General features: G+C 61.2%; 23 protein-coding genes and 1 tRNA gene. 11 read left to right on the top strand and 13 right to left on the bottom strand.

From position 1 onward, the window contains the following. Window positions 1-71: 71 nt before the first annotated feature. Both trpD and BUA42_RS14000 read right to left on the bottom strand, forming a co-directional pair. The gene (gene trpD / locus BUA42_RS14005; protein WP_072778810.1) at window positions 72-1,088 is read right to left on the bottom strand and encodes an anthranilate phosphoribosyltransferase; all 1,017 of its coding nucleotides are present in this window, start codon (window positions 1,086-1,088) and stop codon (window positions 72-74) included. Next, window positions 1,085-1,666 carry an anthranilate synthase component II gene (locus BUA42_RS14000; protein WP_072778809.1) on the bottom strand — a complete coding sequence of 194 codons (582 nt, stop codon included), beginning with the start codon at window positions 1,664-1,666 and terminating at the stop codon, window positions 1,085-1,087. Before BUA42_RS14000 ends, trpD begins: the two co-directional genes overlap by 4 nt. 150 nt (window positions 1,667-1,816) lie before the next feature. Between BUA42_RS14000 and BUA42_RS13995 the strand changes: the two genes are divergently transcribed. Further along, window positions 1,817-3,541 (top strand): divergent polysaccharide deacetylase family protein, encoded by a 1,725-nt coding sequence (locus tag BUA42_RS13995; RefSeq protein ID WP_072778806.1) that lies wholly within the window; start codon window positions 1,817-1,819, stop codon window positions 3,539-3,541. Between the two features lie 6 nt (window positions 3,542-3,547). On the opposite strand, the gene BUA42_RS13990 is transcribed toward BUA42_RS13995, so the two are convergent. The 3 genes from BUA42_RS13990 to BUA42_RS13985 all read right to left on the bottom strand — a co-directional run bounded on the left by BUA42_RS13990 (window position 3,548) and on the right by BUA42_RS13985 (window position 5,147). Then, a complete protein-coding gene (locus BUA42_RS13990) occupies window positions 3,548-4,189 on the bottom strand; it encodes a DUF1638 domain-containing protein (RefSeq protein WP_072778804.1) in 642 nt (213 codons plus the stop codon). Then, window positions 4,173-4,346, bottom strand: a complete 174-nt coding sequence (locus tag BUA42_RS21200; protein ID WP_178346909.1) for a hypothetical protein — start codon at window positions 4,344-4,346, stop codon at window positions 4,173-4,175. The genes BUA42_RS13990 and BUA42_RS21200 overlap by 17 nt, the downstream gene beginning before the upstream one ends. Before the next feature lie 96 nt (window positions 4,347-4,442). Continuing rightward, the gene (locus BUA42_RS13985) at window positions 4,443-5,147 is read right to left on the bottom strand and encodes a corrinoid protein (protein ID WP_072778803.1); all 705 of its coding nucleotides are present in this window, start codon (window positions 5,145-5,147) and stop codon (window positions 4,443-4,445) included. 184 nt (window positions 5,148-5,331) lie between these two features. Between BUA42_RS13985 and BUA42_RS13980 the strand changes: the two genes are divergently transcribed. Beyond that, window positions 5,332-6,417: a PA0069 family radical SAM protein gene (locus BUA42_RS13980; RefSeq protein ID WP_072779332.1), complete on the top strand. Its 1,086-nt coding sequence runs from the start codon at window positions 5,332-5,334 to the stop codon at window positions 6,415-6,417. 219 nt (window positions 6,418-6,636) lie between these two features. On the opposite strand, the gene bmt is transcribed toward BUA42_RS13980, so the two are convergent. Continuing rightward, complete coding sequence (gene bmt / locus BUA42_RS13975; protein WP_072778800.1) at window positions 6,637-7,653, bottom strand: betaine--homocysteine S-methyltransferase; 1,017 nt, start codon at window positions 7,651-7,653, stop codon at window positions 6,637-6,639. Between the two features lie 140 nt (window positions 7,654-7,793). Continuing rightward, a complete protein-coding gene (locus BUA42_RS13970) occupies window positions 7,794-9,002 on the bottom strand; it encodes a bifunctional alpha/beta hydrolase/OsmC family protein (RefSeq protein WP_072778799.1) in 1,209 nt (402 codons plus the stop codon). A gap of 110 nt (window positions 9,003-9,112) precedes the next feature. On the opposite strand from BUA42_RS13970, the gene BUA42_RS13965 reads away from it, so the two are divergent. Next, window positions 9,113-9,982 (top strand): endonuclease/exonuclease/phosphatase family protein, encoded by an 870-nt coding sequence (locus BUA42_RS13965; protein ID WP_072778797.1) that lies wholly within the window; start codon window positions 9,113-9,115, stop codon window positions 9,980-9,982. A gap of 3 nt (window positions 9,983-9,985) precedes the next feature. Here the strand turns inward: BUA42_RS13965 and dddP are convergent, their stop codons facing one another. Continuing rightward, window positions 9,986-11,326 (bottom strand): dimethylsulfonioproprionate lyase DddP, encoded by a 1,341-nt coding sequence (gene dddP / locus BUA42_RS13960; protein ID WP_072779331.1) that lies wholly within the window; start codon window positions 11,324-11,326, stop codon window positions 9,986-9,988. A gap of 237 nt (window positions 11,327-11,563) precedes the next feature. Between dddP and BUA42_RS13955 the strand changes: the two genes are divergently transcribed. Beyond that, entirely contained in the window at window positions 11,564-12,328 is a 765-nt protein-coding gene (locus BUA42_RS13955; RefSeq protein WP_072778795.1) for a heme-dependent oxidative N-demethylase family protein, read from the top strand. Here BUA42_RS13955 and BUA42_RS13950 read toward each other — a convergent pair. From BUA42_RS13950 to BUA42_RS13930, 5 genes are all read right to left on the bottom strand, one after another. After that, on the bottom strand, window positions 12,310-13,125 hold the full coding sequence (locus BUA42_RS13950; RefSeq protein ID WP_072778793.1) for a lytic murein transglycosylase: 816 nt from the start codon (window positions 13,123-13,125) through the stop codon (window positions 12,310-12,312). The genes BUA42_RS13955 and BUA42_RS13950 overlap by 19 nt on opposite strands. A gap of 121 nt (window positions 13,126-13,246) precedes the next feature. Further along, window positions 13,247-14,011, bottom strand: a complete 765-nt coding sequence (locus tag BUA42_RS13945) for a hypothetical protein (RefSeq protein WP_072778791.1) — start codon at window positions 14,009-14,011, stop codon at window positions 13,247-13,249. Window positions 14,012-14,270: 259 nt separating this feature from the next. Beyond that, the gene (locus tag BUA42_RS13940; protein WP_072778789.1) at window positions 14,271-14,531 is read right to left on the bottom strand and encodes a hypothetical protein; all 261 of its coding nucleotides are present in this window, start codon (window positions 14,529-14,531) and stop codon (window positions 14,271-14,273) included. 212 nt (window positions 14,532-14,743) lie between these two features. After that, window positions 14,744-16,150: a type I glutamate--ammonia ligase gene (glnA, locus tag BUA42_RS13935; RefSeq protein WP_072778787.1), complete on the bottom strand. Its 1,407-nt coding sequence runs from the start codon at window positions 16,148-16,150 to the stop codon at window positions 14,744-14,746. Between the two features lie 50 nt (window positions 16,151-16,200). Then, window positions 16,201-16,539, bottom strand: a complete 339-nt coding sequence (locus BUA42_RS13930; protein WP_072778785.1) for a P-II family nitrogen regulator — start codon at window positions 16,537-16,539, stop codon at window positions 16,201-16,203. Window positions 16,540-16,708: 169 nt separating this feature from the next. On the opposite strand from BUA42_RS13930, the gene BUA42_RS13925 reads away from it, so the two are divergent. The 7 genes from BUA42_RS13925 to tig all read left to right on the top strand — a co-directional run bounded on the left by BUA42_RS13925 (window position 16,709) and on the right by tig (window position 21,614). Then, on the top strand, window positions 16,709-18,364 hold the full coding sequence (locus BUA42_RS13925; RefSeq protein WP_072778783.1) for a bifunctional ADP-dependent NAD(P)H-hydrate dehydratase/NAD(P)H-hydrate epimerase: 1,656 nt from the start codon (window positions 16,709-16,711) through the stop codon (window positions 18,362-18,364). 96 nt (window positions 18,365-18,460) lie between these two features. Next, a tRNA-Leu gene (locus BUA42_RS13920) sits at window positions 18,461-18,545 on the top strand. Between the two features lie 248 nt (window positions 18,546-18,793). Continuing rightward, window positions 18,794-19,186, top strand: a complete 393-nt coding sequence (locus BUA42_RS13915) for a DUF4112 domain-containing protein (protein WP_072778781.1) — start codon at window positions 18,794-18,796, stop codon at window positions 19,184-19,186. After that, window positions 19,179-19,388: a hypothetical protein gene (locus tag BUA42_RS13910; RefSeq protein ID WP_072778779.1), complete on the top strand. Its 210-nt coding sequence runs from the start codon at window positions 19,179-19,181 to the stop codon at window positions 19,386-19,388. Before BUA42_RS13915 ends, BUA42_RS13910 begins: the two co-directional genes overlap by 8 nt. Next, on the top strand, window positions 19,381-19,848 hold the full coding sequence (locus BUA42_RS13905) for a baeRF12 domain-containing protein (protein WP_072778777.1): 468 nt from the start codon (window positions 19,381-19,383) through the stop codon (window positions 19,846-19,848). The genes BUA42_RS13910 and BUA42_RS13905 overlap by 8 nt, the downstream gene beginning before the upstream one ends. 66 nt (window positions 19,849-19,914) lie before the next feature. Further along, window positions 19,915-20,112, top strand: a complete 198-nt coding sequence (locus BUA42_RS13900; RefSeq protein WP_072778776.1) for a CsbD family protein — start codon at window positions 19,915-19,917, stop codon at window positions 20,110-20,112. A 167-nt stretch (window positions 20,113-20,279) separates the two neighbouring features. Then, window positions 20,280-21,614, top strand: a complete 1,335-nt coding sequence (gene tig, locus BUA42_RS13895) for a trigger factor (protein ID WP_072779330.1) — start codon at window positions 20,280-20,282, stop codon at window positions 21,612-21,614. Window positions 21,615-21,847: the final 233 nt, after the last annotated feature.

Genomic DNA, 21,847 nt, shown 5'->3' with positions numbered 1-21,847 from the left:
GTTCAAAAATATCTCGGGGTCTGGGGCAGAGCCCCAGTCCATAGGCCGGTCATCCATCGCAGATGCGCGTGTCACGCCCCCTGCGTGATCCGGGCAAGCGCTTCGACACGGGCTTTTGCTGCGCCGCTGTCGATACTCTCGGTTGCCATCTCTACACCCGAGGCCAGATCGTCGGCCTTGTCCGCGACGATCAACGCCGCGGCCGCATTCAACAGCACGGCATCGCGATAGGCGGACTTTGTGCCGTCCAGCAAGGCGCGGAAGGCTTCGGCATTCTCTGACGGTGTTCCGCCCAGGATGTCCCGAAACGGATGCGCTGGCAGGCCCGCATCTTCGGGGTGCACCTCGCGGCCGCGGATTTTCCCGTCCTCAAGGACTGCGACCTGTGTTGGTTTCGAGATCGAGATCTCGTCGGTTCCATCATCGCCATGCACCAGCCAGGCTTTCTCGGCGCCGAGTTCCTTCAGGGTTTCCGCCATCGGGAAAATCAGGTCGATGGCAAACGCTCCGGTCAATTGCCGCTTCACACCCGCCGGGTTGGTGAGTGGCCCGAGGATGTTGAAGATCGTCTTCGACCCAAGCTCTTGCCGCACCGGCATGACGTGCTTCATTGCTGGGTGGTGCATCGGCGCCATCATGAAACCGATCCCGGCCTCGGTGATGGCACGTTCCACCACCTCTGGTCCGACCATCACGTTCACGCCCATCTCGGTCAGCGCGTCCGCCGCGCCGGATTTGGACGACAGGTTCCGGTTGCCGTGTTTGGCCACCGGCACCCCGGCCCCCGCCACAACAAATGCCGTCGCGGTCGAGATGTTGAGCGTGCCCATCCCATCGCCGCCGGTGCCCACGATATCCATGGCGCCTTCGGGGGCTTTGACCGCCGTACACTTGGCCCGCATCACCGCCGCTGCGGCGGCATATTCCGACACCGCCTCGCCGCGCGCGCGCAGCGCCATCAGGAAACCACCCATCTGGGCAGGTGTCGCCTCACCCGCGAACAGTATCTCAAACGCCTGTTCTGCCTGGCTGCGGCTCAACGGCCCTTCGGAGGCGGCGTAGATCAGGGGCTTCATCGCGTCGCTCATGCGAGTACCTTTAGTTCGTTCACGAAATTCTGCAGCAAGGCATGCCCATGCTCAGAGGCGATGCTTTCGGGATGAAACTGCACGCCATGCATTGGCAACTCTTTGTGGCTGAGACCCATCACCGTGCCGTCTTCAAGCCAGGCGGTGACCTCAAGACACTCCGGTACACTGTCCTTGTCGACCACAAGCGAGTGATACCGCGTCGCCTCGAAAGGCGAGGGCAGACCCGCAAAAACGCCTTTGCCGGTGTGATGCATGATCCCCATCTTGCCATGCACGATTTCGGAATGGCGCACCACTTTGCCGCCAAAGGCCTGGCCAAGCGTTTGGTGGCCCAGGCAAACGCCCATCAAGGGTATTTTTGTCTCCGCTGCCGCAAGTGTCAGAGCAAGGCAAATCCCCGCCTGGTCCGGATCGCAAGGTCCGGGTGACAGAAGGATGCCCGCCGGGTTCAGGCCGATCGCTTCCTGTACGTCGATGGCGTCGTTTCGCACCACTTTCACGTCTGTGCCCAGCTCACCCAGGTAGTGCACCAAATTGTATGTGAAGCTGTCGTAGTTATCGATGAGCAGCAGCATGGTCGTTTCTTCTCTGACAGGGCTGGTGGGGCAGGGGTCAATCGCGGTATACATGCACAGGCAGACGAAAGCGCGTCAAGGGCGCGGATCGACAACCGGTGCAGCGATGATGCCGGAGAGGCGTGAGACGGCAAGACGAGGGCAAAGAGCATGGCAAGAGGGTTTGTTTCAGGGGCCATCTGGGGCACGGTTCTTTCCGTAGGAACCCTGGGGGCGCTGTCGGTTCTCAACTCCACAGAGGCCGAGCGGCGCGAGGCGATGGCGGAAGCGGTAGACGCGCCACCCGCACCCGAACAAGACACCGCTGTAGTCGTAGAGACACCGGAGCCGGATCAGACGGCGTCCGATGGCGAGAACCAGACGCCGCCTACGCAAGAGCCGGAACTGGTTGAATCCGAGGCGGTGACTGAAGCAACGGAAACCGCAGAACCCACGCCGGAAACCATCACTTCCGAAAATGCCGATCAACCGGCCGAACCGGCGGATACCACAGAACAGACGACGCCGACCGAGGTCGACACAGCCGACGCCCCCGATCCCGGCGTCACGTCCGAGCCGGGACGCCGCCCGGCGGATGTAACCGATGTCACGACGGAAACCGATGCGCCTGCACTGGACACGCCTGCAGCGGGAGCCGATGCGTCGCCAGAGAATGTCGCGCAAGACCCGACGCCTGCGCCCGAAACCGGTGAGGCTGTCGCGGCCCTGACGACACCTGAAACGCCGGAGACACCTGCCACCCAGCCAACTCCGTCGTCAGACGCGGCCACACCAACACCGCCGTCCGCACCCACGCTCGACGCGCCGGATAGCGAGATTGGACTGTCGGTATCGACCGAACCTGCACAACCGCCGGTGCCCTCCTTGCCCGAGGTCGAAACGGCGCTTGTGCCGGACCCGGAACCCGACACTGAGACGCAGGATGCACCCGACGCGTCTGAGCCCGAGGCCTCGGCGGCTACGACGCCCGGGGAGGCGCCCGAGCGCCCGCAGGTGCGTCGGCTTGTCCCTGACACACCGGCTCCGGACGCGACGGACGAAGGGTCTGTCGATACCGCAGTTCTCACGCGGCCTTCGATTGGGCGACCGGCGGGGTCTCTCATTGAACGGGACGGAGAAAGCGCTTCACGATTGCCAAGTGTCACTGACGGCACAACGCCCGAGACTTCAGAGACACCACCGGTTGATGACAGTCTTCCACCGCTGCAGCGCTACGCGGCCAAGGTGGATCTTGCCGATCCAAACCTGCCGCTGATGTCCATCGTGCTCATCGATGACGGATCGGGGCCGCTTGGGCCGGACACGCTCGAAAACTTCCCGTTCCCGGTCACCTTCGCGCTTGATCCGACGCAAAGCGGCGCGGCCGAACGGATGCGGGCATACCGGGCGCTTGGCTATGAGGTTGCGACCCTCGCGGACCTGCCAGAGGGTGCACAGCCGACGGATGTGGAACAGATTCTGGCCGGAGCGGTCGCGGCTTTGCCTGACTCTGTGGCCCTGATCGAAGCTCCGTCCGGCGCGTTGCAGTCCTCGCGCACAACAACCGAGCAAATTACGAGCTTCGCCGCCGAAAGCGGCCACGGCCTCGTGTTCATGCCGAACGGGTTGAACACCGCCGAAGCCATCGCGCGCCGGGAAAATGTCGCGACGGTCAGCGTCTTGCGTGATTTCGATGGGGAGGGGCAGGATGCCCGGACCAAGCGCCGGTTCCTCGATGGCGCTGCGTTCCGCGCGCGTCAGGACGGGTCAGCGGTAATGCTGGGACGGCTGACACCCGACACGGTGTCCGCGCTCCTTCTCTGGAGCCTGCAGGACCGTGCCGCGCGCGTGTCGATGGTTCCGGTGTCGGCCGTGCTGATGGAGCAGACGCAGTAGCGTAAGCTAGCGCTGCGCCCATCGCGCCAACGTGTCCTGCAGATCGCCGTACCCGGTCATCCGCCGCTCAAATGGCAGGCCAAGACGCTCTGCGCAGCGCTTTGCCTTGTCGGTCAAAGCGGGGTCGTCGGTCTGCGCCTGATACACCAATCGGTCGTAATGCGCGAAATACATGTCTCGCAGATCGGGATGGCGGTCGAGGCCCAGCGGCTTCCACACAAACGCATCGAACTGACGCACCAGGAAATCGGTAAGGTAGAACGCCGTTATCTCGTCCCGCGCCGCGAAAACCTCGTTGCCTTCGAAAAAACTGTAGCAATGCGGCCCGGCGATCATCTCGACACCGATCTCCGCACAGGCCGCCTCCAACTGGCCGCCAGTGCCGCAATCGGCATAGGCTACGAAGATCGTCTCGTAATCTGCCCGGTGCGCAGTCACCGCCGTGCGCACGGCATCGGTGATGCGCTCGGGGTGATTGTGGAGGATCGCGGGCAGACAGGTCAGATCAAGATGCGACCAGCCGTTCCGGTCCCGGATGGCAAGGATTTCGCGGGCAATCGCGCCGCAGCCAATAACAAGCACACGCCCACTGCCGCGGGCATCCAATCCTTCGGTTCTCAGCGTGGTGTCGTCAGGCAGGCTCGTCATCGCCGGGCACATGCGCCATGCCCCACCGTGCGAGCAGAGCGAGCGCGATCAAAGCCGGAAGCACCTTGAGAAGTCCGAATTCTGCAACCGCCCAGACGGTCAGACCGGATGCCATAAAGACGGCCAAAATCATGGTAACGAAGGTGGTCACTGGCATGCTGCCCTCCTTTGTCCTTAAAATATGGGGCAGTTTCATGCATAAGAAAAGGCCTCGCCGGAAAGCGAGGCCCAAAAAGCGTCAAAATGCGCATGCTTACCCAGCGGCAAGCTGATTGTGTTTGCGTGCGACGAAGGTTTTGGCCGTCTCGACCGCTACCGCTGCATCCCGGCAATAGGCGTCGGCGCCGATGGCCTTACCGAACTCTTCGTTCAGCGGCGCACCGCCCACGAGAACGATGTAGTCGTCGCGCAGGCCTTTCTCGACCAGCGTGTCGATGACGACCTTCATATACGGCATCGTCGTGGTCAAAAGCGCGGACATGCCAAGGATGTCGGGCGCTTCGGTTTCGAGCGCTTCAAGGTAGCTTTCCACCGGGTTGTTGATCCCCAGGTCCACCACCTCGAACCCGGCGCCTTCCATCATCATCGAGACGAGGTTCTTGCCGATATCGTGGATGTCACCCTTCACGGTGCCGATCACCATCTTGCCCACACGGGGCGCGCCGGTTTCGACCAGAAGAGGCTTCAGGATGGCCATGCCGCCCTTCATCGCGTTCGCCGCCAGAAGCACCTCGGGTACGAAGAGGATGCCATCGCGGAAATCCTTTCCGACGATGGTCATCCCACCGACAAGCGCTTTGGTCAGGATGTCATATGGCTGCCAACCACGCTCCAGCAGGATGTTGACCCCTTCCTCAATCTCTTCCTTGAGACCGTCATAAAGGTCGTCGAACATCTGTTCGACAAGTTCATCGTCATCCAATTCCGACAGAACGATATCGTCTTCTTCGTCAGCCATATGAGTCACTCCAGGTCCCGGCCACGTGGCTGGGCGCGTTTCTTTTCGACTATTTGAGGTTTTCTTGCGATCTCAGTTGCAGAATTCCGACATTGCCACGCGCTCTACCGACGAAACCCCTGGATGCCAGGCCGCCTCGACGCTCGCTCTTGTCGATGTTCCTAATGTGTTCTACATCGCGGTCATGGCACGGTCTGAACGTACAGTCGATGCCGACGTCCGTCGCGGGCGCGGTGCATTGAGCCGGGACAATGGCCGGTTCGAACGTCTTCGGCACGTCGATGAGGGTGATGGATGGGACATCCCCGAAGAGCTGGGCACCCTGCGCACCGAGGTCAGTGAAGAACGCCCGCGCAGCCTGATCAACTACGTGAACTCGCCGGACCTGTCCTTTGACCGGACGATCAACCCGTACCGGGGGTGTGAGCACGGCTGCATCTACTGCTTTGCCCGCCCAACCCATGCCTGGCTTGGTCTGTCGCCGGGGCTGGATTTCGAGACGAAGCTGGTGGCCCGCCCCGATGCCCCGGCGCTTTTGGCGCATGAATTGCGGCGGCGGCGCTACAAGGTCGCGCCGATCGCCATCGGGACGAACACCGACCCGTACCAGCCGATTGAACGGGATCGCGGGATCATGCGTGCCTGCCTGCAGGTACTCAGTGACTTTCGCCACCCGGTGATGATTGCCACCAAAGGCACGCTGATCGAGCGCGATCTCGATATCCTGTCCGAGATGGCCGCGCAAAATCTGGTGCGTGTCGGCATCACGATCACGACACTGGACGCCGACTTGAACCGCCGGATGGAGCCGCGCGTGCCAAGCCCGAAGCGGCGGTTGGCGACGATCCGCAAGCTGACCGACGCGGGCATTCCGGTCCGTGTGATGGTCTCTCCCGTCGTGCCCGGGCTGACCGATCCCGAAATCGAGGCGATCCTTGAAACAGCGCGCGACGCCGGGTCGGTTGCCGCGACCTGGGCGATGCTGCGCCTTCCGCACGAGGTTGCGCCGCTTTGGGAGGAGTGGATGGACGCCCATTATCCCGACCGAAAGTCGCGTGTGATGTCGAAACTGCGCGAGATGCACGGCGGGAAGGTCTACAGTGCAGAGTGGTTCAAACGCACGCGAGGCGAGGGGGCATTTGCCCAATTGATTGCGCACCGGTTCACGAAGGCCCGAAAACGCCTTGGTCTGGATCAAACCCTGCCCATGCCTGATTGCACGCGCTTCGCGCCACCGCCCGCACTGGGCGATCAACTGTCGCTGTTCTGAGGTGTCGTAGAGACCCTTTGAAGGGTCTCGCCTCGTCGACTTGGAAAAAGTCGAGCACGTGGCGGCGGCTGAGCGCGGCGCGATAGCGGCGTGGGCCGAGGTCACTTCAAGACCGATCCAATCCGGGCGCGCGTTCGGCAGTGCGGGCAGGGGCGAAGTCACTTCGTATTCCCGCATGGCTGGGCCCGGGTCGGAACACATGACGTCAATCGGAAGCGATCACGCACGGCGCCGCCCGCGGCGTTCGCGTTTTGGCGCTCCGCTCTGGTCGCCGGTGCCGTCATTGTCCGAGCTGAAAGGCCCGATCTCCGACACGATCAGGTCCAGAGTAGGCGCGCTGGATTTGGGCTCTGTTTCAAGCGCTTCACGCATGGCTTTCAAGTGTTCCGGCATGGTTCCACAGCAGCCCCCAATGATCCGCGCACCTGCGTCGCGGGCCAGCACCGCATAGCGCGCCATCAGGTCCGGCGTGCCGTCATAATGAATGTGCCCGTCCACATATTTCGGTATGCCCGCATTGCCTTTTGCGATGATCGCCCGCTCTGTGCCGGTGGCGGTAAACCCAAGTACCGTGCGCAAAAGATCGGATGCACCGGTCCCGCAATTCGCGCCGAAGGCGACGGGCGGGTTGGGCAGGCTGTCGACCAGTTCCACCATCGCGGACGAGGTCACGCCCATCATCGTGCGACCTGCGGTGTCGAAACTCATGGTCCCGCACCACGGCATGTCCGCCAGCGCAAAGGCCTCTGCCGCCGCGCGATACTCTTCCGGTGCGCTGATGGTCTCTACCCAGAGCACATCGGCCCCGCCAGCCTTCAGCCCCTCTGCCTGTTCGTGAAACATCTCGACCGCATTCGCGTGTGACAGCGTGCCAACGGGCTGCATGATCTCTCCGGTCGGTCCCACGGACCCGGCCACGACAACGGGACGTCCCGCCGCATCGGCAACTTCGCGCGCCAGTTCTGCCCCCAGACGCGACAGCTCATGCGCGCGGTGACCGGCATCGTGCAACCTGAGACGCGACGCGTTGGACCCGAAGGTGTTGGTCAGGAAAAGATCGCTGCCCGCGTCCACCGCCCCGGCATAGAGCGCGCGGATTTTGTTTTGTTCGGTCTCGTTCCAAAGCTCCGGCGCATCACCGCTGGCAAGCCCCATGTTAAACAGGTTGGTGCCCGTGGCCCCATCGGCCAGAAGCCAGTCACGTTTGGACAGAAGGTCTTGCAAAACTTGGGTCATGGCGCGCCGTAATGAGAGGGAAGATGTGATCTTCACTGACACAGCGCGGGTATTGAGACAAATTCATAATTCTCAACACGATTATGAAGCAACCGATGAACCGCAGTCGCGTGATACGCCAAGACGCGTGCAGACCTGCGTCAGACCAGCTCTGTCTCTACCCGGGAAGAGGCTTCCAACGTCCTGTGAACCGGGCATTTATCGGCGATCTCAAGCAGCTTTTTCCGTTGCTCGGCGTCCAGATCACCGCTGACGGCGATGCGTCGCCGGAACAGGTCGATATTCTCGTCCGTCTGCGTGCCCGCATCCTGCGCGTGGACCTTGTCGTGGCTCACATCGACCGAAACATGCGTCATCGGCCAGCCCTTACGCCGCGCGTACATGCGCAACGTCATCGACGTGCATGCACCAAGTCCGGCGGCCAGCAGACCATAGGGCGACACCCCGCGATTGGTGCCGCCATAGGCCAGCGGTTCGTCCGACAGAAGGTGATGCGGGCCGGACTGCACATCCTGCAGAAACCCGTTCACATCCGCTTCGGACACGCGCACCACACCTTCGGGCGCGCCCACAGGCGGGGCGGGCGGGGTCAGGCCCAGATAGCGCCCCACCCAGGCCGAAATCACATCCGCCGCGTATTCCGCGTCCTCTGCCCGGGTCACGAGGTGATCTGCGTCGTCCAGCGTGACGAAACTCTTGGGATGTTTTGCGGCGACGAAGATATTCGTTGCGTTTTCAATGCCCACCACGGCGTCGCGCGGCGCGTGCATGACCAGCAAAGCCGCTTTCAGATTGCCAATGATCGGGGCCAGAGCCTGCGCTTTCACGTCCTGCACAAAGGCCTTGCCGATTGTGAACGGACGCCCGCCAAGATCGACTTCGGCCTGGCCCTTCTGGTCGATGTCTTCCAGCGCATCCGCAAAATTATGCGTCACATGTTCTGGATCGAAAGGGGCGCCAATAGTCACGACCGCCTTGATGCCCTCCATATCCCCGGCGGCGCGTAACACCGCCGCGCCACCAAGGGAGTGACCGATCAGCATGGACGGCGCCATGTTGCGATCCCGCAAATAGGCGGCGGCTGCGTGCAAATCCCCGACATTCGAGGTGAACGTGGTGTTTGAAAACTCGCCTTTGGAATGGCCGAGACCGGTGAAATCGAACCGCAGCACCGCGATCCCCATGGCCGACAATCGCGCAGCGATCCGCCGCGCCGCCGGAATGTCCTTGGAACAGGTGAAGCAATGCGCAAAAAGGGCAGTGGCCAGGTGCGGCCCCTCGGGCAGGTCGAGCCGCGCCGACAGTGTGTCGCCGGAATGGCCTGGGAATGTGATGCGTTCGGTCGTCATGGTCTTGGTCCTTCAGGGCCGGGCTAGGCGGCCCTTTTGGCGGTTTCGGTGTGGTAGACAGTGTGGGCAGTGTGGCCCTTTAGCAAGCAATGTGTCGGAGGCGTCACAGGATGGTGAGAGCAGGGCAGGTGCTGGTGATCTTTGTTGCACTGGCGCTGACAGCCGCGTTTGTGGGCGGGTTTCTGGGGGCTGTGCACCCGGCCGGAGACAGTTTCGCTGTGTTCCGTCTGCCCATCGCGGCGCTGCTTGCTTTGGTCGTGATCTGGTCGCCGTGGCCTGCTGCGTTGCGATGGAGCGTGGCGGTGTTGTGCCTTGGGGCCATGGGGCAGATCGTGGCGCAGAAATATACGGCGCATCCGCCGGGGTCGGTTGTCGTGTATCAGAAGAACCTGCTGTTCGAGAACAATCAGGTCGACGCGCTTTATGCCGACATTGTCGCGGCAAACCCGGATGTCATCGCCTTGCAGGAACTCACCTCGCGCAATGCGCCGCTCGTCCAGCAGCTGCGCGACGCCTATCCCCATCAGGCAAGCTGTGCGCTGACCACCTGGGCGCGTGTCGCGGTCCTGTCGCGCTGGCCGGTCGAGGGTGAGATCTGCGTGGAAAATCAGGGACTGGTCGGGCTGCGTGTCACCTCTCCCGATGGCACATTCTGGGCGTTCAGCCTGCATGCGTTCTGGCCTTGGCCGCATGGGCAGGCAGATCAGTTGGAGGTGGTTCTGCCGGTGCTGGCCACGCTTGACGACCCGGTGGTTCTTGCCGGCGATTTCAACATGGTGCCGTGGTCTCATGCCCTGCGCCAGATCGCAGTCACCACCGATACCGCACGCGCCGGTCCTTTATTCCCCACGCTGCGCAAGGCCGGAGCGCCGTTGCCCATCGACCATGTCTTCGCCCCCGGAGGAGGCCGCGCCGGCCCGCGTGCACTGGCCGGGTCCGATCACAGCGGGGTGCTGGCAGAAGTCGTTGTTTTCGAATGAAACTCATTCACCCATCAACGCCGGATCGAACGGGTATTTGGTGAGGTTTTCGAACCCGTCTTCGGTGACCAGAACCTGATCCTCAAGCTTGATCGAAAAGTCACCGCCTTCGGGGCTGATCAAGGCCTCGACGCAGAGTGTCATTCCAGCCTCAAGCGGGTAATCGAACGCCCCCGGCACCGCTTGATCAGGATAGGCGACCAAAGGCCATTCGTCACACAGACCAACCCCGTGCATAAGGCAGCTGTATTTGCCTTTTTGGAACTCTGGCCGCAGCACATGTGTGTTTGCGGTCAGTTCGGGGATCATGACGCCGGGCTTCAGCATCTCCATATTGGACATGATATGGTCGACCCCGTGTTTCATCGCGTCGATCATGTCGGGGCGCGGCCGCTGATCTCCGATCCACCACGTCCGGCTGATATCAACGCAAATGCCATAGCTGCCGACCAAGTCTGTGTCGAAGGCCACGATTTCGTTGTTCTGCACGATCCGGCCACCGCATTCCTGGAACCACGGGTTGGTGCGCGGGCCAGATGTCAGCAATCGCGTCTCGATCCATTCGCCGCCGCGCTTGATGTTTTCCGCGTGCAGGACGGCCCAGATGTCGTCTTCCGAAGTCTGCCCTTGCGGCACCTCGCGCCGCGCAAAGCGCTCCATCTCGACCATCGCCGCTTCGCAGGCGTGGGACGCACAGCGCATCGCCTTGATCTCGTCCGGGCACTTGACCGCGCGGGCCTTCTCGGTGACCTCTTCGCCTTCCATCACCTCGAACCCGACCGATGTCAGTGCGCGGTATCCGGCGATCATGATCTTGTCGACGGCCAGTCGCCTGTTGCCGCCACCGTGGTCCCGGATCAGATCTGCGATCTCTCCGACAAACGCCTCTGCAGCAAGATCACTGCGGTCGCCGTTCGCGAAATAGAACATCGACGCGCCAGAGCGTTGTTCGCGGACCAAGGGATTGAAACTGCTCAGGAAAGGCGAGTTCTTGTAATCCCACATCACCATGTAACCATCGGCACAGAGCAGGACCGCGCGGAACGGGTTGTGCGTGTTCCAGAGCTGCATGTTGGTGCTGTCGGTCGCGTAGCGGATGTTCAACGGATCGAACAGTAAAAGCCCCCCATACCCCCGGTCCACGATGTGCTGCGTCAATCGAGACCACCGGTAGCGGCGCATCTCTTGCAGATCGGGAAGGTCCAATCCCGCCGCCGCCCATTCCGCGTAAGCAAGTTGGGTGGGTCCGATCTCGATCCGGTCCTGATCGTTCGGGGTGTTGTCGCCGGTCACCGCCCCGCGGTTAGGGTCGATTTTGCGCGTGTCGCGGAAATGCGTGTTCATGGGCAGGACTTCCAAGGCCTGACCTGCAAATTGACCTGTGCCGCGCCCGCGCTCATGCCAGTTTGCGACACGGCGCATGATCAAAAGCGCCCGTTTTCTGTGCATCGCACCAGAAACCCGTTTGCCTCCCGTTTGCACGCCCGCAATCAAACCTCGCTGAAAGCTACTCGATGGCGCGGCGCTGCATCGCGATGACCTGCGGTTTCGCTGACCCGGAAAGCTTGCTAAGCCGACTTCATGATCTTTCAGACCGCTCTTCCGTACGACGTCTTTGCGCCGCGTCCGCTGCCCGGCGTTGCGCCGATCGGCGACGATCCGTGGTTCATCGTGGATGACGCCTACGCGGGCCAGATGGCGCATCGCGAAGCGTTTTTGGCGACGCGCGCAGATGACGTTTTGGCGACGGATGCCCCGTCACAGGCGGCGCTGGGCGAGATGCTAAGCGAGGTTCTCGCACATTTGCCCAGTGGATTCCGCATTGCGGAGGACACCGTGCTTTGCCCCGATGGCCGCTCAGTTCCCATCGACCGCGCGGAGCCGTTTCGTACGTTGGGCCGTATCCTGCAGGAAGACGTCTGCCTTTTGGAAAAGCGCGGCGATGAACACGTCCTGACCGGCGCGGTGCTGTGTTTTCCGGCCAGTTGGCGATTGTCAGAAAAGATCGGACATCCGCTAACGCATATCCACATGCCCGTGCCAGACTACGACGCCCAACTCGCGCGACGGGTGCAACGCCTGTTCGACGGTGTGCGGCCGGGTCGTGCGATCTGGCGGTTCAACGCACTTTGGTACGCGGATCCGGAGTTGCACCAGCCGCGCTCGTCCGACACCCCTCGCGAGCTGACTGACAAGACCTCGGCCCCCTACTTGCGGAGCGAACGGCAGGTGATCTGGCGCTTGCCGAAAAGCGGCGGCGTGCTTTTCACCATCCACACGTTCGTCATCCCACGCGCGGCCGTTGCGACTGCGTTTGCACCTGCGGATCAGCTGCCCGCGCGCTGAGCGGAATAGACGATGGCTCGCAAGTAGTTGCCGCTGTCATTCCAGACCGACAACACGTTGAAATTGCGCGTCCCTTCGCCGTAGGGTTGCCCCGCCTGCCAGCCGTTCTGGCGCAGCATGTTCGCTGCCGTCGCCAGCGCATCGACCGCGTTATACGGGTCTGCCCGGCCGTCGCCATTGCCGTCGACGCGGTAGCGCATCCAGTTCCCGGCAAGGAATTGCATATGCCCCAACTCACCCGAGGGTCCACCCTTGGTCGAAGGTGAGAGGATCCCCTGATCCACCATCTGCAACGCCGCAATGGCGTGCGGCTCGAACCGGGGATGGCGTCGGCAGTAGGAGGACAGCGTGACCGCCCCGTCCACGACCGACGTGCCACCAAGATATCCGCCCCAGCTGGTTTCCAATCCCCAGATCGTCGCAAGGATGGAGGCCGGAACGCCGAAATTGCGCTCCAACGCGGCGAAGGTGTTCGGATTGTTCGCGATCTTGCGGCGGGTCTGGTTGATGAAGGCGTCCGCCGAACTGCCGGACCGCTTCGCCAGGAAACGCGCTGGGTCGCCCTGCAATGTCCCGGTCTGGTTACTGGGGTTCGATTCAAATCGCCAGGTGATGTTCGACAACTGGGCGTTCTGCAGCGCCGACAATCCGCGTTGCCCGACCCCCGCCGCAGATGCCTGTCGTGCCAGCGTCTGCTTGTACTGGCTGAAGGCATTTTTGCTGGTGATGCACTGGGCCGCCGCAGCGGGCAGGGTGGTGCAGGCGACAAGGCAGGCGGCAGCGATCAGGCGACGCATAATGAAACACTCCAACTCGAAAACAGTTGGGGCAGACGTTAGCAAATATCGTGTGATCGGCAAGCGCTTGACGGCCGCTCCGCGAGGAACGGCCGCCATTCCGCAGCATCCGAAACGAGTTCTAGAGAAGCTCGGTCAGACCAGGCGCCATGCCCGTATGGGCCAAAGCGGCGTAAAGCCCGGCCACACCAAGTGCCATCGCACCGGATTTCACATCTTCACCGCGCACCAGATTGTGAACCAGCAAAGGGATCGCCAGCGGTGCGGCGATCAACGCGGTCGAGAACGACATCGCCCATGCCGACAGGCGCAGCGGCGCAGATTTCGCGCGACGCTCTTCCAGTTCAAGGTGCTCGAATTCTTCTGAGTTTGCCTTCAGCAAATGTGAACGCATCGCGGCCATCGTCAGATTGTCCTGCTTGGCCAGACGCGCACGCTCTTCGCGGCGACGAGAGGTGGCAACGCGTACCTTGCGCGGAATGATCCGGCTGCGATTGGCACCACGAGCCTGCGCGGCGTCGCCCGCGTTGATGAAGTCGGCTGCCGGAATTGGCTGTTGCGCGCCGTTCAAGAATACTGTGTGGGCGTCGAAATCACGGCACAGATCAGCGGCGACATTGGCAAGGCGGGTTGTGCAGTCTTCTGTCTCTGCACCGCGCGATGCAACAAGGATCACACAGTCATCCTTGCTATCATCAAGCGCCACGGTCAGCTCATCCGAGCCGTTCACGACCCAGTCGATGCTGTCACCGGTCAGCGGCAGACGGTGATAGGTGGCGCGCTGGCTGGCCAGGGCGCGACCGACATTGGGAATAAGGGACCGAACAACATGATCGCGGGTCTTCGGCGTGACCAGACTGATTGCAGTGACTTCTTGTCGAGACATTTCACAACCTCTCAGGTGCAGATTAACTATTTCGTAATACCTTCTGCTGTGAGAATGTGTTCGAAATCGGGTGACAATTTGACGGAAACGTAAACTTGGTGCTTTTTTTGACGAACTCGTGCGGAGTTTCGGGTCAGGGGAAGGCCGTTTGTCACAAAAGTCGATGCGTCCTCAGGCTCGCGCCAGGTCATTAACTGTTTGAAATTAAATATAATTCAGGGTTGCCTTTGCGGCAAAAATCGGACCGTTGACGCAGCGATCACGATGCCAGATGCGCGATGATCTGCAAAAGCGTGTCACCGTTCTCCGAGAAAAAAATCGTCCCGAGAATGGCCAGGGTTGGGATCAGAATGATCAGGAACGCCCCCAAAGCCACCGCTTTGAGCAGATTTCGCTTGGGAGCTTCGCTTGATTCGCGCGGCATGTCGCTCTGGCGCCTCGACGCAGCGACCGGTTGCGGGATCTCTGCTTCGGCCTTTGCTTGAAGGCGCGCGATGCGACGTTCGAAATCAGCGTTCATCGGTCTATCCCGTGGCTCGTGTCTTACAACCGACGCCCAAGTTCCAGGCGATGCTTCTGACTCGCAAACGGATGCGGCGCGCGATGGACACAACAATGGCGATTTGTGGGCCGTGACGGCTGCGGGATACGGCACGGCACTTTGCAGCAAAAAAAGGGCACCCGTCGGGGTGCCCTTTTGTCTCTCTCGGCGTCAGCGATCGCCGTGCTGGATTAGCAGCTGTAGTACATGCCGAACTCGACGGGGTGCGGCGTGTGCTCGTAGAGTTCGATCTCTTCCATCTTCAGCTCGATATAGCCGTCGATCTGGTCCTTGGTGAACACGTCGCCAGCCAGCAGGAAGTCGTGATCGGCCTTCAGGCAGTCGATCGCTTCGCGCAGCGACCCACAGACGGTCGGAATGCTTTCCAGTTCTTCCGCCGGCAGATCGTAGAGGTTCTTGTCCATGGCTTCGCCCGGATCGATCTTGTTCTTGATGCCGTCGAGACCGGCCATCAGGAGTGCCGCGAAGCAGAGATACGGGTTCGCCGACGGATCGGGGAAGCGGGCCTCGACGCGCTTGGCCTTCGGGCTTTCGGTCCACGGAATACGGACACAGCCAGACCGGTTACGCGCGGAATAGGCACGCAGAACTGGCGCTTCGAAGCCCGGGATCAGTCGCTTGTAAGAGTTGGTCGACGGGTTGGTGAAGGCGTTCAGCGTTTTCGCGTGCTTCAGGATGCCGCCGATGAAGTAAAGAGCCTCCTGCGACAGGTCCGCGTACTTGTCGCCCGCAAAGAGCGGCTTACCGTCTTTCCAGATCGACATGTTGCAGTGCATGCCGGTGCCGTTGTCGCCGTAGATCGGCTTCGGCATGAAGGTCGCCGACTTGCCGTAGGCCTGTGCCACATTGTGGATGACGTACTTGTATTTCTGGAGCTCGTCCGCCTGCTTGGTCAGGCTGTCGAAGATCAGGCCCAGCTCGTGCTGGCACGACGCCACCTCGTGGTGGTGCTTGTCGACCTTCATGCCCAGACGCTTCATCGTGGACAGCATCTCAGAGCGAATGTCCTGACCGTCGTCGATCGGGTTCACGGGGAAGTAGCCGCCCTTGACGCCCGGACGGTGGCCCGTGTTGCCCATTTCGTATTCGGTGTCTGTGTTCCAGGACGCGTCCAGCGCGTCGACTTCGTAGGACACCTTGTTGATCGAGTTCGAGAAGCGCACGTCGTCGAACAGGAAGAATTCCGCTTCCGGGCCAAAATAGGCGACGTCACCGATGCCGGAGGACTTCAGATACGCTTCGGCCTTTTCGGCGGTACCACGGGGGTCGCGCTCGTAGGCCTCGCCGGTGTCCGGCTCGACAACCGAGCAGTGCACGCAGACGGTCTTTTCGGCATAGAACGGATCGAGATAGGCACTCTCAGTGTCGGGCATGAGCTTCATGTCGGACGCTTCAATGGACTTCCAACCCGCAATGGAGGAGCCGTCGAACATGAACCCTTCGTCGAGGAAATCCTCGTCCACCTGGTCGGCCATCACCGTCACGTGCTGGAGTTTGCCACGTGGATCGGTGAACCGGATGTCCACGTAAGCGACATCTTCGTCCTTAATCATTTTGAGAAGCGCTTCAGTGCTCATTCTCTCGTTCCCTTTCACTGATAGTGTATAATTGTGTGATAGATGTCGGGTCAGATTGCGTCGGACCCGGTCTCACCGGTGCGGATGCGGATGGCCTGCTCCACGGGGGAGACGAAGATTTTGCCGTCGCCGATCTTGTCGGTCTTGGCTGCGTCGACGATCGCTGCGATAGCGCCGTCGACCTGATCGTCGTCGAGCACCACTTCGATTTTCACTTTGGGCAGAAAATCAACGACATATTCGGCTCCGCGGTAGAGCTCTGTGTGGCCTTTCTGGCGACCAAAGCCTTTCACTTCCACAACGCTGAGACCCTGAATGCCTGCGTCTTGCAGCGCTTCTTTGACTTCATCAAGTTTGAATGGCTTGATGATCGCTTCGATTTTTTTCATGGCAGGTCCCTCGCTCCAGCAGTGAGGTGGTGAGACCACTTCTGTTCGAGGGCGACAATCGACTAGACTGCACAGAACCGGGGCGGTTTGGTGGATTGAAACGAGTTGCCTAAAAATTATGCAGTTTGCCTTAATTTAGGGCAAAATTGAATCTATGGGAGTGTTTTGAGTGACGGAATTGCTCACCTCGGCGCAGATGCGCGCGATTGAACTGGCCGAAATCGACTCGGGGGTGGTCACCGGATTGCAGCTGATGGAGCGGGCAGGGCGGGGCGCTGTTGCGGCGGCGCTGGCGCGGTGGCCCGAGCTGGCCACGGGCGCACATCGCGCCATGATCCTCTGCGGCCCGGGCAACAATGGCGGCGACGGTTTCGTCATCGCGCGGCGGTTGAAAGACCGAGGCTGGGACATAGACGTTTTTCTATTCGGAGATGCGGAAAAGCTGCCACCAGACGCCAAGATCAATCATGACCTGTGGACAGAGCAGGGTACCGTGACACCGCTGGACCACGACGCGATGCGCGCCTGCGGAAAACCGGACCTCTTCGTGGATGCGGTGTTCGGCACCGGTCTCACCCGGCCGCTCCCCGATGCCTTGGCGGACGCTTTGGACGCGGAAGTCATGCGGAAGTGGCGCGGTAGCCACAAGATACGGCGTCTCGCCATCGATTGCCCATCCGGCCTGAACCTCGACACAGGGATGTTGCCGCAGCCGGACAAGGACGAAGATGAAGACGCTTTGTTCGTACCCAAAATGAATTGCGCCGATCTGACCGTCGCCTTTCACAGCCTGAAACTCGGCCACAAGATCGGCATGGGGCCAGCGGTTTGCGGAACGGTGGAGGTGGTGGACATTGGTCTGACCGGTGAAGATGCCACCGAGCGCAGCATGATCGGGCTCCCACCGGACCGAGAGCGCGTTCGGCTGATCGATCCGATTTTTGTGCAGAAACCGCTGCCGACCCGCTTCTGGCCAGGGTCCTGCGTCGCCAAGGAGGTTGGCGGGCACAAATACGACTTTGGACATGTGATGGTCCTGTCCGGTGGTCCGGGTCGCGGCGGCGCGGGGCGGATGGCAGCCCGAACTGCCCTGCGCGCTGGGGCGGGATTGGTGACGCTGCTTTGTCCACCGGACGCGTTGCAGGAAAACGCTTGTCACCTGAATGCCGTCATGTTGCGCCCTTGCGCCGATGCGGACGCGTTTCGCCAGATCGCGGATGATCGCGTCACGGCCCTTTGTCTTGGCCCCGGAATGGGGGTCGGACCTGGTACACGCGCATTTGTTCGGGCCGCTTTGGCCCATTCCGGCGGTGATCGGGCCTGGCGCGAGACCGCTATCGTGCTTGACGCCGATGCGTTGATCTCTTTCGAGGAGAACCCGGCGACGCTTTTTGCAGATACCCATGCTCGCACGGTGCTGACGCCACACGAAGGAGAATTCGCCCGGCTGTTCCCGGACCTGTCCCAAGCCGAGCGCGGCGATCTGTCCAAGGTCGATGCGGTGCGTATCGCTGCGGACCGCGCGGGGTGCATCGTCCTGCTGAAAGGCGTCGACACGGTGATCGCGCAACCCGGTGGCGGGGCGAGCGTGCACAGCGCCACTGGACCTCGTTCTGTGCCGTGGCTGGCTACCGCTGGGGCAGGGGATGTTCTGGCCGGTTTGATCGCTGGTCTTGCGGCGATGCCGACCTCGCCTGATCTCTTCTGCGTTGTTGAGGCGGCGGTGTGGCTCCATTGCGAGGCGGCTCTGCAATTTGGACCGGGGCTGATCGCAGAAGACCTCCCCGACATGCTGCCTAAGGTTTTCTCAACCCTCGCGACCTAAGAATCTTCGTACGAAGATTCTTGACGCTCCCCAGTAAATTCTTGGGCAAAAATCCACTCGCCTCTGTCGCGCAGGTTTGCTAGAGACGCGCTCGATGCGGGTGTGGCGGAATTGGTAGACGCACCAGATTTAGGTTCTGGCGCCGCAAGGCGTGGGGGTTCAAGTCCCTTCACCCGCACCATGACTCTCCTTGTCATGATCGGCAGCACTGCAAAACGCGCTCATGTGTCCACGGACCGTGCCGCATCTGTTCACGACGGAGAGCTCGCGGACGGCCGTCAACCGCTTCTCATCTGTACCGCGCGTTACCACATAACTTTGGAACGGACCGCGCCACCGCTGCGTTGACCTGCTAACTTGGCATGTGTCGAGGCCTGCTCACGCAGGTCCAGAGCCTCGACGCCGCAAGGAACGCTGGAAAGGGGCCCAATGCCTGCGCCACTCACTGCATCCGAAAAGGACCGCCGCTTGGCGCGTATGCAAACATTGGCGCGTCGCCTGGACAGTCAATTTCGCATTCCGGGCACGCGCATTCGCTTCGGCTGGGACTCGGTTCTCGGCCTCGTGCCGGGGCTCGGTGATCTGATCACAGTTGGACCTGCCGCTCTCATGATCGTCGAAGCCTACCGCCTCGGTGTTCGCAAGCGGACGCTGATCCGGATGGGCGCGAATGCAGCGGCTGACTTTGTTTTGGGTGGCGTGCCTGTCATCGGTGATGCCTTTGACCTCTTCTTCAAGGCCAACCGCCGCAATCTCGCGCTTGTCGAAGCCGATCTTGGCCGACACGCGCCACTTACCGCAGAGGAGAAAAAATATGCCTGAACGTGCTCGATCTAAAGATGGTCGGAAGGAAACTGAGGAGACCCTAGGAGCCGAGGGCGCCATAGCGCAATCCGGTCGCACCGGCGGGCGTCTGCCTCGCGACGTCGGCACCCAGGATGAGCTGAAGCGCAGTGCAGAGCGTCCCGCAGGTGCGACACGCGTCACCAAATCGATGGAAAAAGACGAGGCCGACAATGACTAAGCGTTTGCCAGGACTGCCCGCAGGCGCATGGGTGCTCATCGCAGATGGCGAGAAAGCGCTCTTTCTTGTCAACCGCGGCGACGAACAGGACATGAACCTCGACGTGCTGCGCAAAGACGAGCAGGACAATCCGAAAGCGCAGGACTGGGCCGAAAACCGGCCCGGCCGGTTTAATGACGGTCCGGGCGTCCAACGCTCAGCCGTTGATGACACCGACTGGCACGAGCTTGAGAAGGAACGGTTCGCGAAGGAGCTCTCGGATCGGTTATACGGTTACGCTCACAAGGGTGCTTTCGACGCCTTGGCCATCGTGGCCAGCCGCGTGGTCCTCTCGGAACTCAGAAACGAGATGCACAAAGAGGTGGCCGACAGGGTCATCCTCGACGTGCCGAAAGTGCTCACGAACCATCCGATCGAAGATATCGAGGCCGCACTGTCCGACGCGTTGACTGACGCCTGAGGATCAACGGACGCGGCAATTCCCGCACGGACACAACCGTGCTCAACACCGAAGAAGGAGACAGATATGGATAAGGATCGCATTTCCGGCAAATGGACCGAGATCAAAGGCCGCCTGCGTGAAGCCTACGGTGATCTGACTGACGACGACATCGAAGAAGCCAAGGGCGATCGCGAACAGATGATCGGCAAGCTGGAACAGAAGCTTGGCAAATCGAAGGACGAGGTCCGTAAAACCGTGGACCGTGTGCTCGCAGATATCTAAGCGCAGTTCATTCCAAAGGCCGGCCCCGCGTGGGGCCGGTTTTTTCATGTTTTCACGCCCGTGACCGGCATATCCGCCTTGCACAGCTGGGGGGCGCTCAATAGAAGGGCGCAGATTTTGACCGCCGCGGACGCCTCCGCGGCCCCTATGCAATGGATAAGGACGACATGCAGGTCACAGAAACCCTCAACGAGGGCCTCAAGCGCGGCTATTCGATCACCGTTTCGGCGGAGGAACTGGACGCAAAGGTGAATGACAAGCTGAAAGAAGCGCAGCCGGACATCGAGATGAAAGGTTTCCGCAAAGGCAAGGTGCCGATGCCGCTTCTGAAAAAGCAATTCGGCCAGCGCCTTTTGGGCGAGGCGATGCAGGAAACCATCGACGGCGCGATGTCGAAGCATTTCGAGGACTCGGGTGACCGCCCGGCGCTCCAGCCCGAGGTCAAGATGACCAACGAGGACTGGAAAGAGGGCGACGACATCCAGGTCGAGATGAACTACGAAAAGCTGCCCGAGATGCCCGAGGTCGACCTGTCGGCGCTGAAGCTGGAAAAAATGGTGGTCAAGGCGGGTGACGCCGAGGTGGACGAAGCGCTTCAGAACCTCGCCGAAACCGCGCAGGATTTCAAAGACCGCAAGAAGAACGCCAAGGCGAAGGACGGCGATCAGGTTGTGATCGACTTCCTCGGCAAAGTGGATGGCGAGGCCTTTGACGGCGGTGCCGCAGAGGACTATCCGCTTGTGCTGGGCTCCGGCTCGTTCATCCCGGGCTTCGAGGAGCAGCTCGTCGGCGTGAAGGCCGGTGAGGAAAAGAACGTCGAAGTGTCCTTCCCGGACGATTACGGCGCAGAAAACCTCAAGGGCAAGGCGGCAGTGTTCGAATGCACCGTGAAAGCCGTCAAAGAACCCGTCGCAGCCGAGATCAACGATGAGTTGGCGACGAAGTTCGGGGCCGAAGACCTGGCCGCGCTGAAGACCCAGATTGCCGAGCGCCTCGAGGCCGAATACGCGGGTGCCGCCCGTCAGGTCATGAAGCGCGACTTGCTCGATCAGTTGGACGAGAAAGTGTCCGTCGACCTGCCGCCGTCGCTCGTCGAAGCCGAGGCCAAGCAGATCGCGCATCAGCTCTGGCACGAAGACAACCCGGACGTGCAAGGTCACGATCACCCCGAGGTCGAGCCGACGGACGAGCACACCAAACTCGCCGAGCGCCGCGTGAAACTGGGTCTGTTGCTGGCCGAACTGGGTCAGAAGGCCGAGATCGAAGTAACTGATGCGGAGATGACTCAAGCCATCATGAACCAGGCCCGCCAATACCCGGGTCAGGAGCGCGCGTTCTTCGACTTCGTGCGCCAGAACCAGCAGATGCAACAGCAACTCCGCGCGCCGATCTTCGAAGACAAGGTCGTCGATCACGTCGCCGAGCAGGCGACGGTGACCGAGAAAGAGGTCTCCAAAGACGATCTGCAGAAGGCGGTCGAGGCGCTTGAGGACGACGAGTAAGCGTCGCATCATACGAATTCAAAGAAGGCCGCCCCGGTGGGCGGCCTTCTTTGTTTGAAAGTGGTCACTGTGTCCGGCCGCTGTGAACCTTGTTTTGCAAGACTGTCCTATTGCAGCCAATGTTGTCTTGGCGATGCCGGCGTTGTCATAAAGTCCCGTCAACTTTAGACTTTTTGAAGCTGAAGATTGCTGATCGGCAAGGTGGCACATTTAGAGGTCGGAGCTTTTCGAGA

Source organism: Marivita hallyeonensis (genome assembly GCF_900129875.1).
Taxonomy (GTDB): Bacteria; Pseudomonadota; Alphaproteobacteria; order Rhodobacterales; family Rhodobacteraceae; genus Marivita; species Marivita hallyeonensis.
Note: the sequence above shows the minus strand (reverse complement) of the source record. Positions and strands in the feature narration are given on the sequence as shown.

Coding starts and splice junctions, on each gene's coding strand:
- BUA42_RS13915 (WP_072778781.1), top strand. CDS start 18,794: ATGCCTGCGCCACTCACTGCATCCGAAAAGGACCGCCGCTTGGCGCGT.
- BUA42_RS13910 (WP_072778779.1), top strand. CDS start 19,179: ATGCCTGAACGTGCTCGATCTAAAGATGGTCGGAAGGAAACTGAGGAG.
- BUA42_RS13900 (WP_072778776.1), top strand. CDS start 19,915: ATGGATAAGGATCGCATTTCCGGCAAATGGACCGAGATCAAAGGCCGC.
- BUA42_RS13955 (WP_072778795.1), top strand. CDS start 11,564: ATGATCTTTCAGACCGCTCTTCCGTACGACGTCTTTGCGCCGCGTCCG.
- BUA42_RS13980 (WP_072779332.1), top strand. CDS start 5,332: ATGGCACGGTCTGAACGTACAGTCGATGCCGACGTCCGTCGCGGGCGC.
- BUA42_RS21200 (WP_178346909.1), bottom strand. CDS start 4,346: ATGCCAGTGACCACCTTCGTTACCATGATTTTGGCCGTCTTTATGGCA.
- BUA42_RS13995 (WP_072778806.1), top strand. CDS start 1,817: ATGGCAAGAGGGTTTGTTTCAGGGGCCATCTGGGGCACGGTTCTTTCC.
- BUA42_RS13985 (WP_072778803.1), bottom strand. CDS start 5,147: ATGGCTGACGAAGAAGACGATATCGTTCTGTCGGAATTGGATGACGAT.
- BUA42_RS13930 (WP_072778785.1), bottom strand. CDS start 16,539: ATGAAAAAAATCGAAGCGATCATCAAGCCATTCAAACTTGATGAAGTC.
- bmt (WP_072778800.1), bottom strand. CDS start 7,653: ATGACCCAAGTTTTGCAAGACCTTCTGTCCAAACGTGACTGGCTTCTG.
- trpD (WP_072778810.1), bottom strand. CDS start 1,088: ATGAGCGACGCGATGAAGCCCCTGATCTACGCCGCCTCCGAAGGGCCG.
- BUA42_RS14000 (WP_072778809.1), bottom strand. CDS start 1,666: ATGCTGCTGCTCATCGATAACTACGACAGCTTCACATACAATTTGGTG.
- BUA42_RS13970 (WP_072778799.1), bottom strand. CDS start 9,002: ATGACGACCGAACGCATCACATTCCCAGGCCATTCCGGCGACACACTG.
- tig (WP_072779330.1), top strand. CDS start 20,280: ATGCAGGTCACAGAAACCCTCAACGAGGGCCTCAAGCGCGGCTATTCG.
- BUA42_RS13965 (WP_072778797.1), top strand. CDS start 9,113: ATGGTGAGAGCAGGGCAGGTGCTGGTGATCTTTGTTGCACTGGCGCTG.
- BUA42_RS13990 (WP_072778804.1), bottom strand. CDS start 4,189: ATGACGAGCCTGCCTGACGACACCACGCTGAGAACCGAAGGATTGGAT.
- BUA42_RS13945 (WP_072778791.1), bottom strand. CDS start 14,011: ATGTCTCGACAAGAAGTCACTGCAATCAGTCTGGTCACGCCGAAGACC.
- dddP (WP_072779331.1), bottom strand. CDS start 11,326: ATGAACACGCATTTCCGCGACACGCGCAAAATCGACCCTAACCGCGGG.
- BUA42_RS13940 (WP_072778789.1), bottom strand. CDS start 14,531: ATGAACGCTGATTTCGAACGTCGCATCGCGCGCCTTCAAGCAAAGGCC.
- glnA (WP_072778787.1), bottom strand. CDS start 16,150: ATGAGCACTGAAGCGCTTCTCAAAATGATTAAGGACGAAGATGTCGCT.
- BUA42_RS13905 (WP_072778777.1), top strand. CDS start 19,381: ATGACTAAGCGTTTGCCAGGACTGCCCGCAGGCGCATGGGTGCTCATC.
- BUA42_RS13950 (WP_072778793.1), bottom strand. CDS start 13,125: ATGCGTCGCCTGATCGCTGCCGCCTGCCTTGTCGCCTGCACCACCCTG.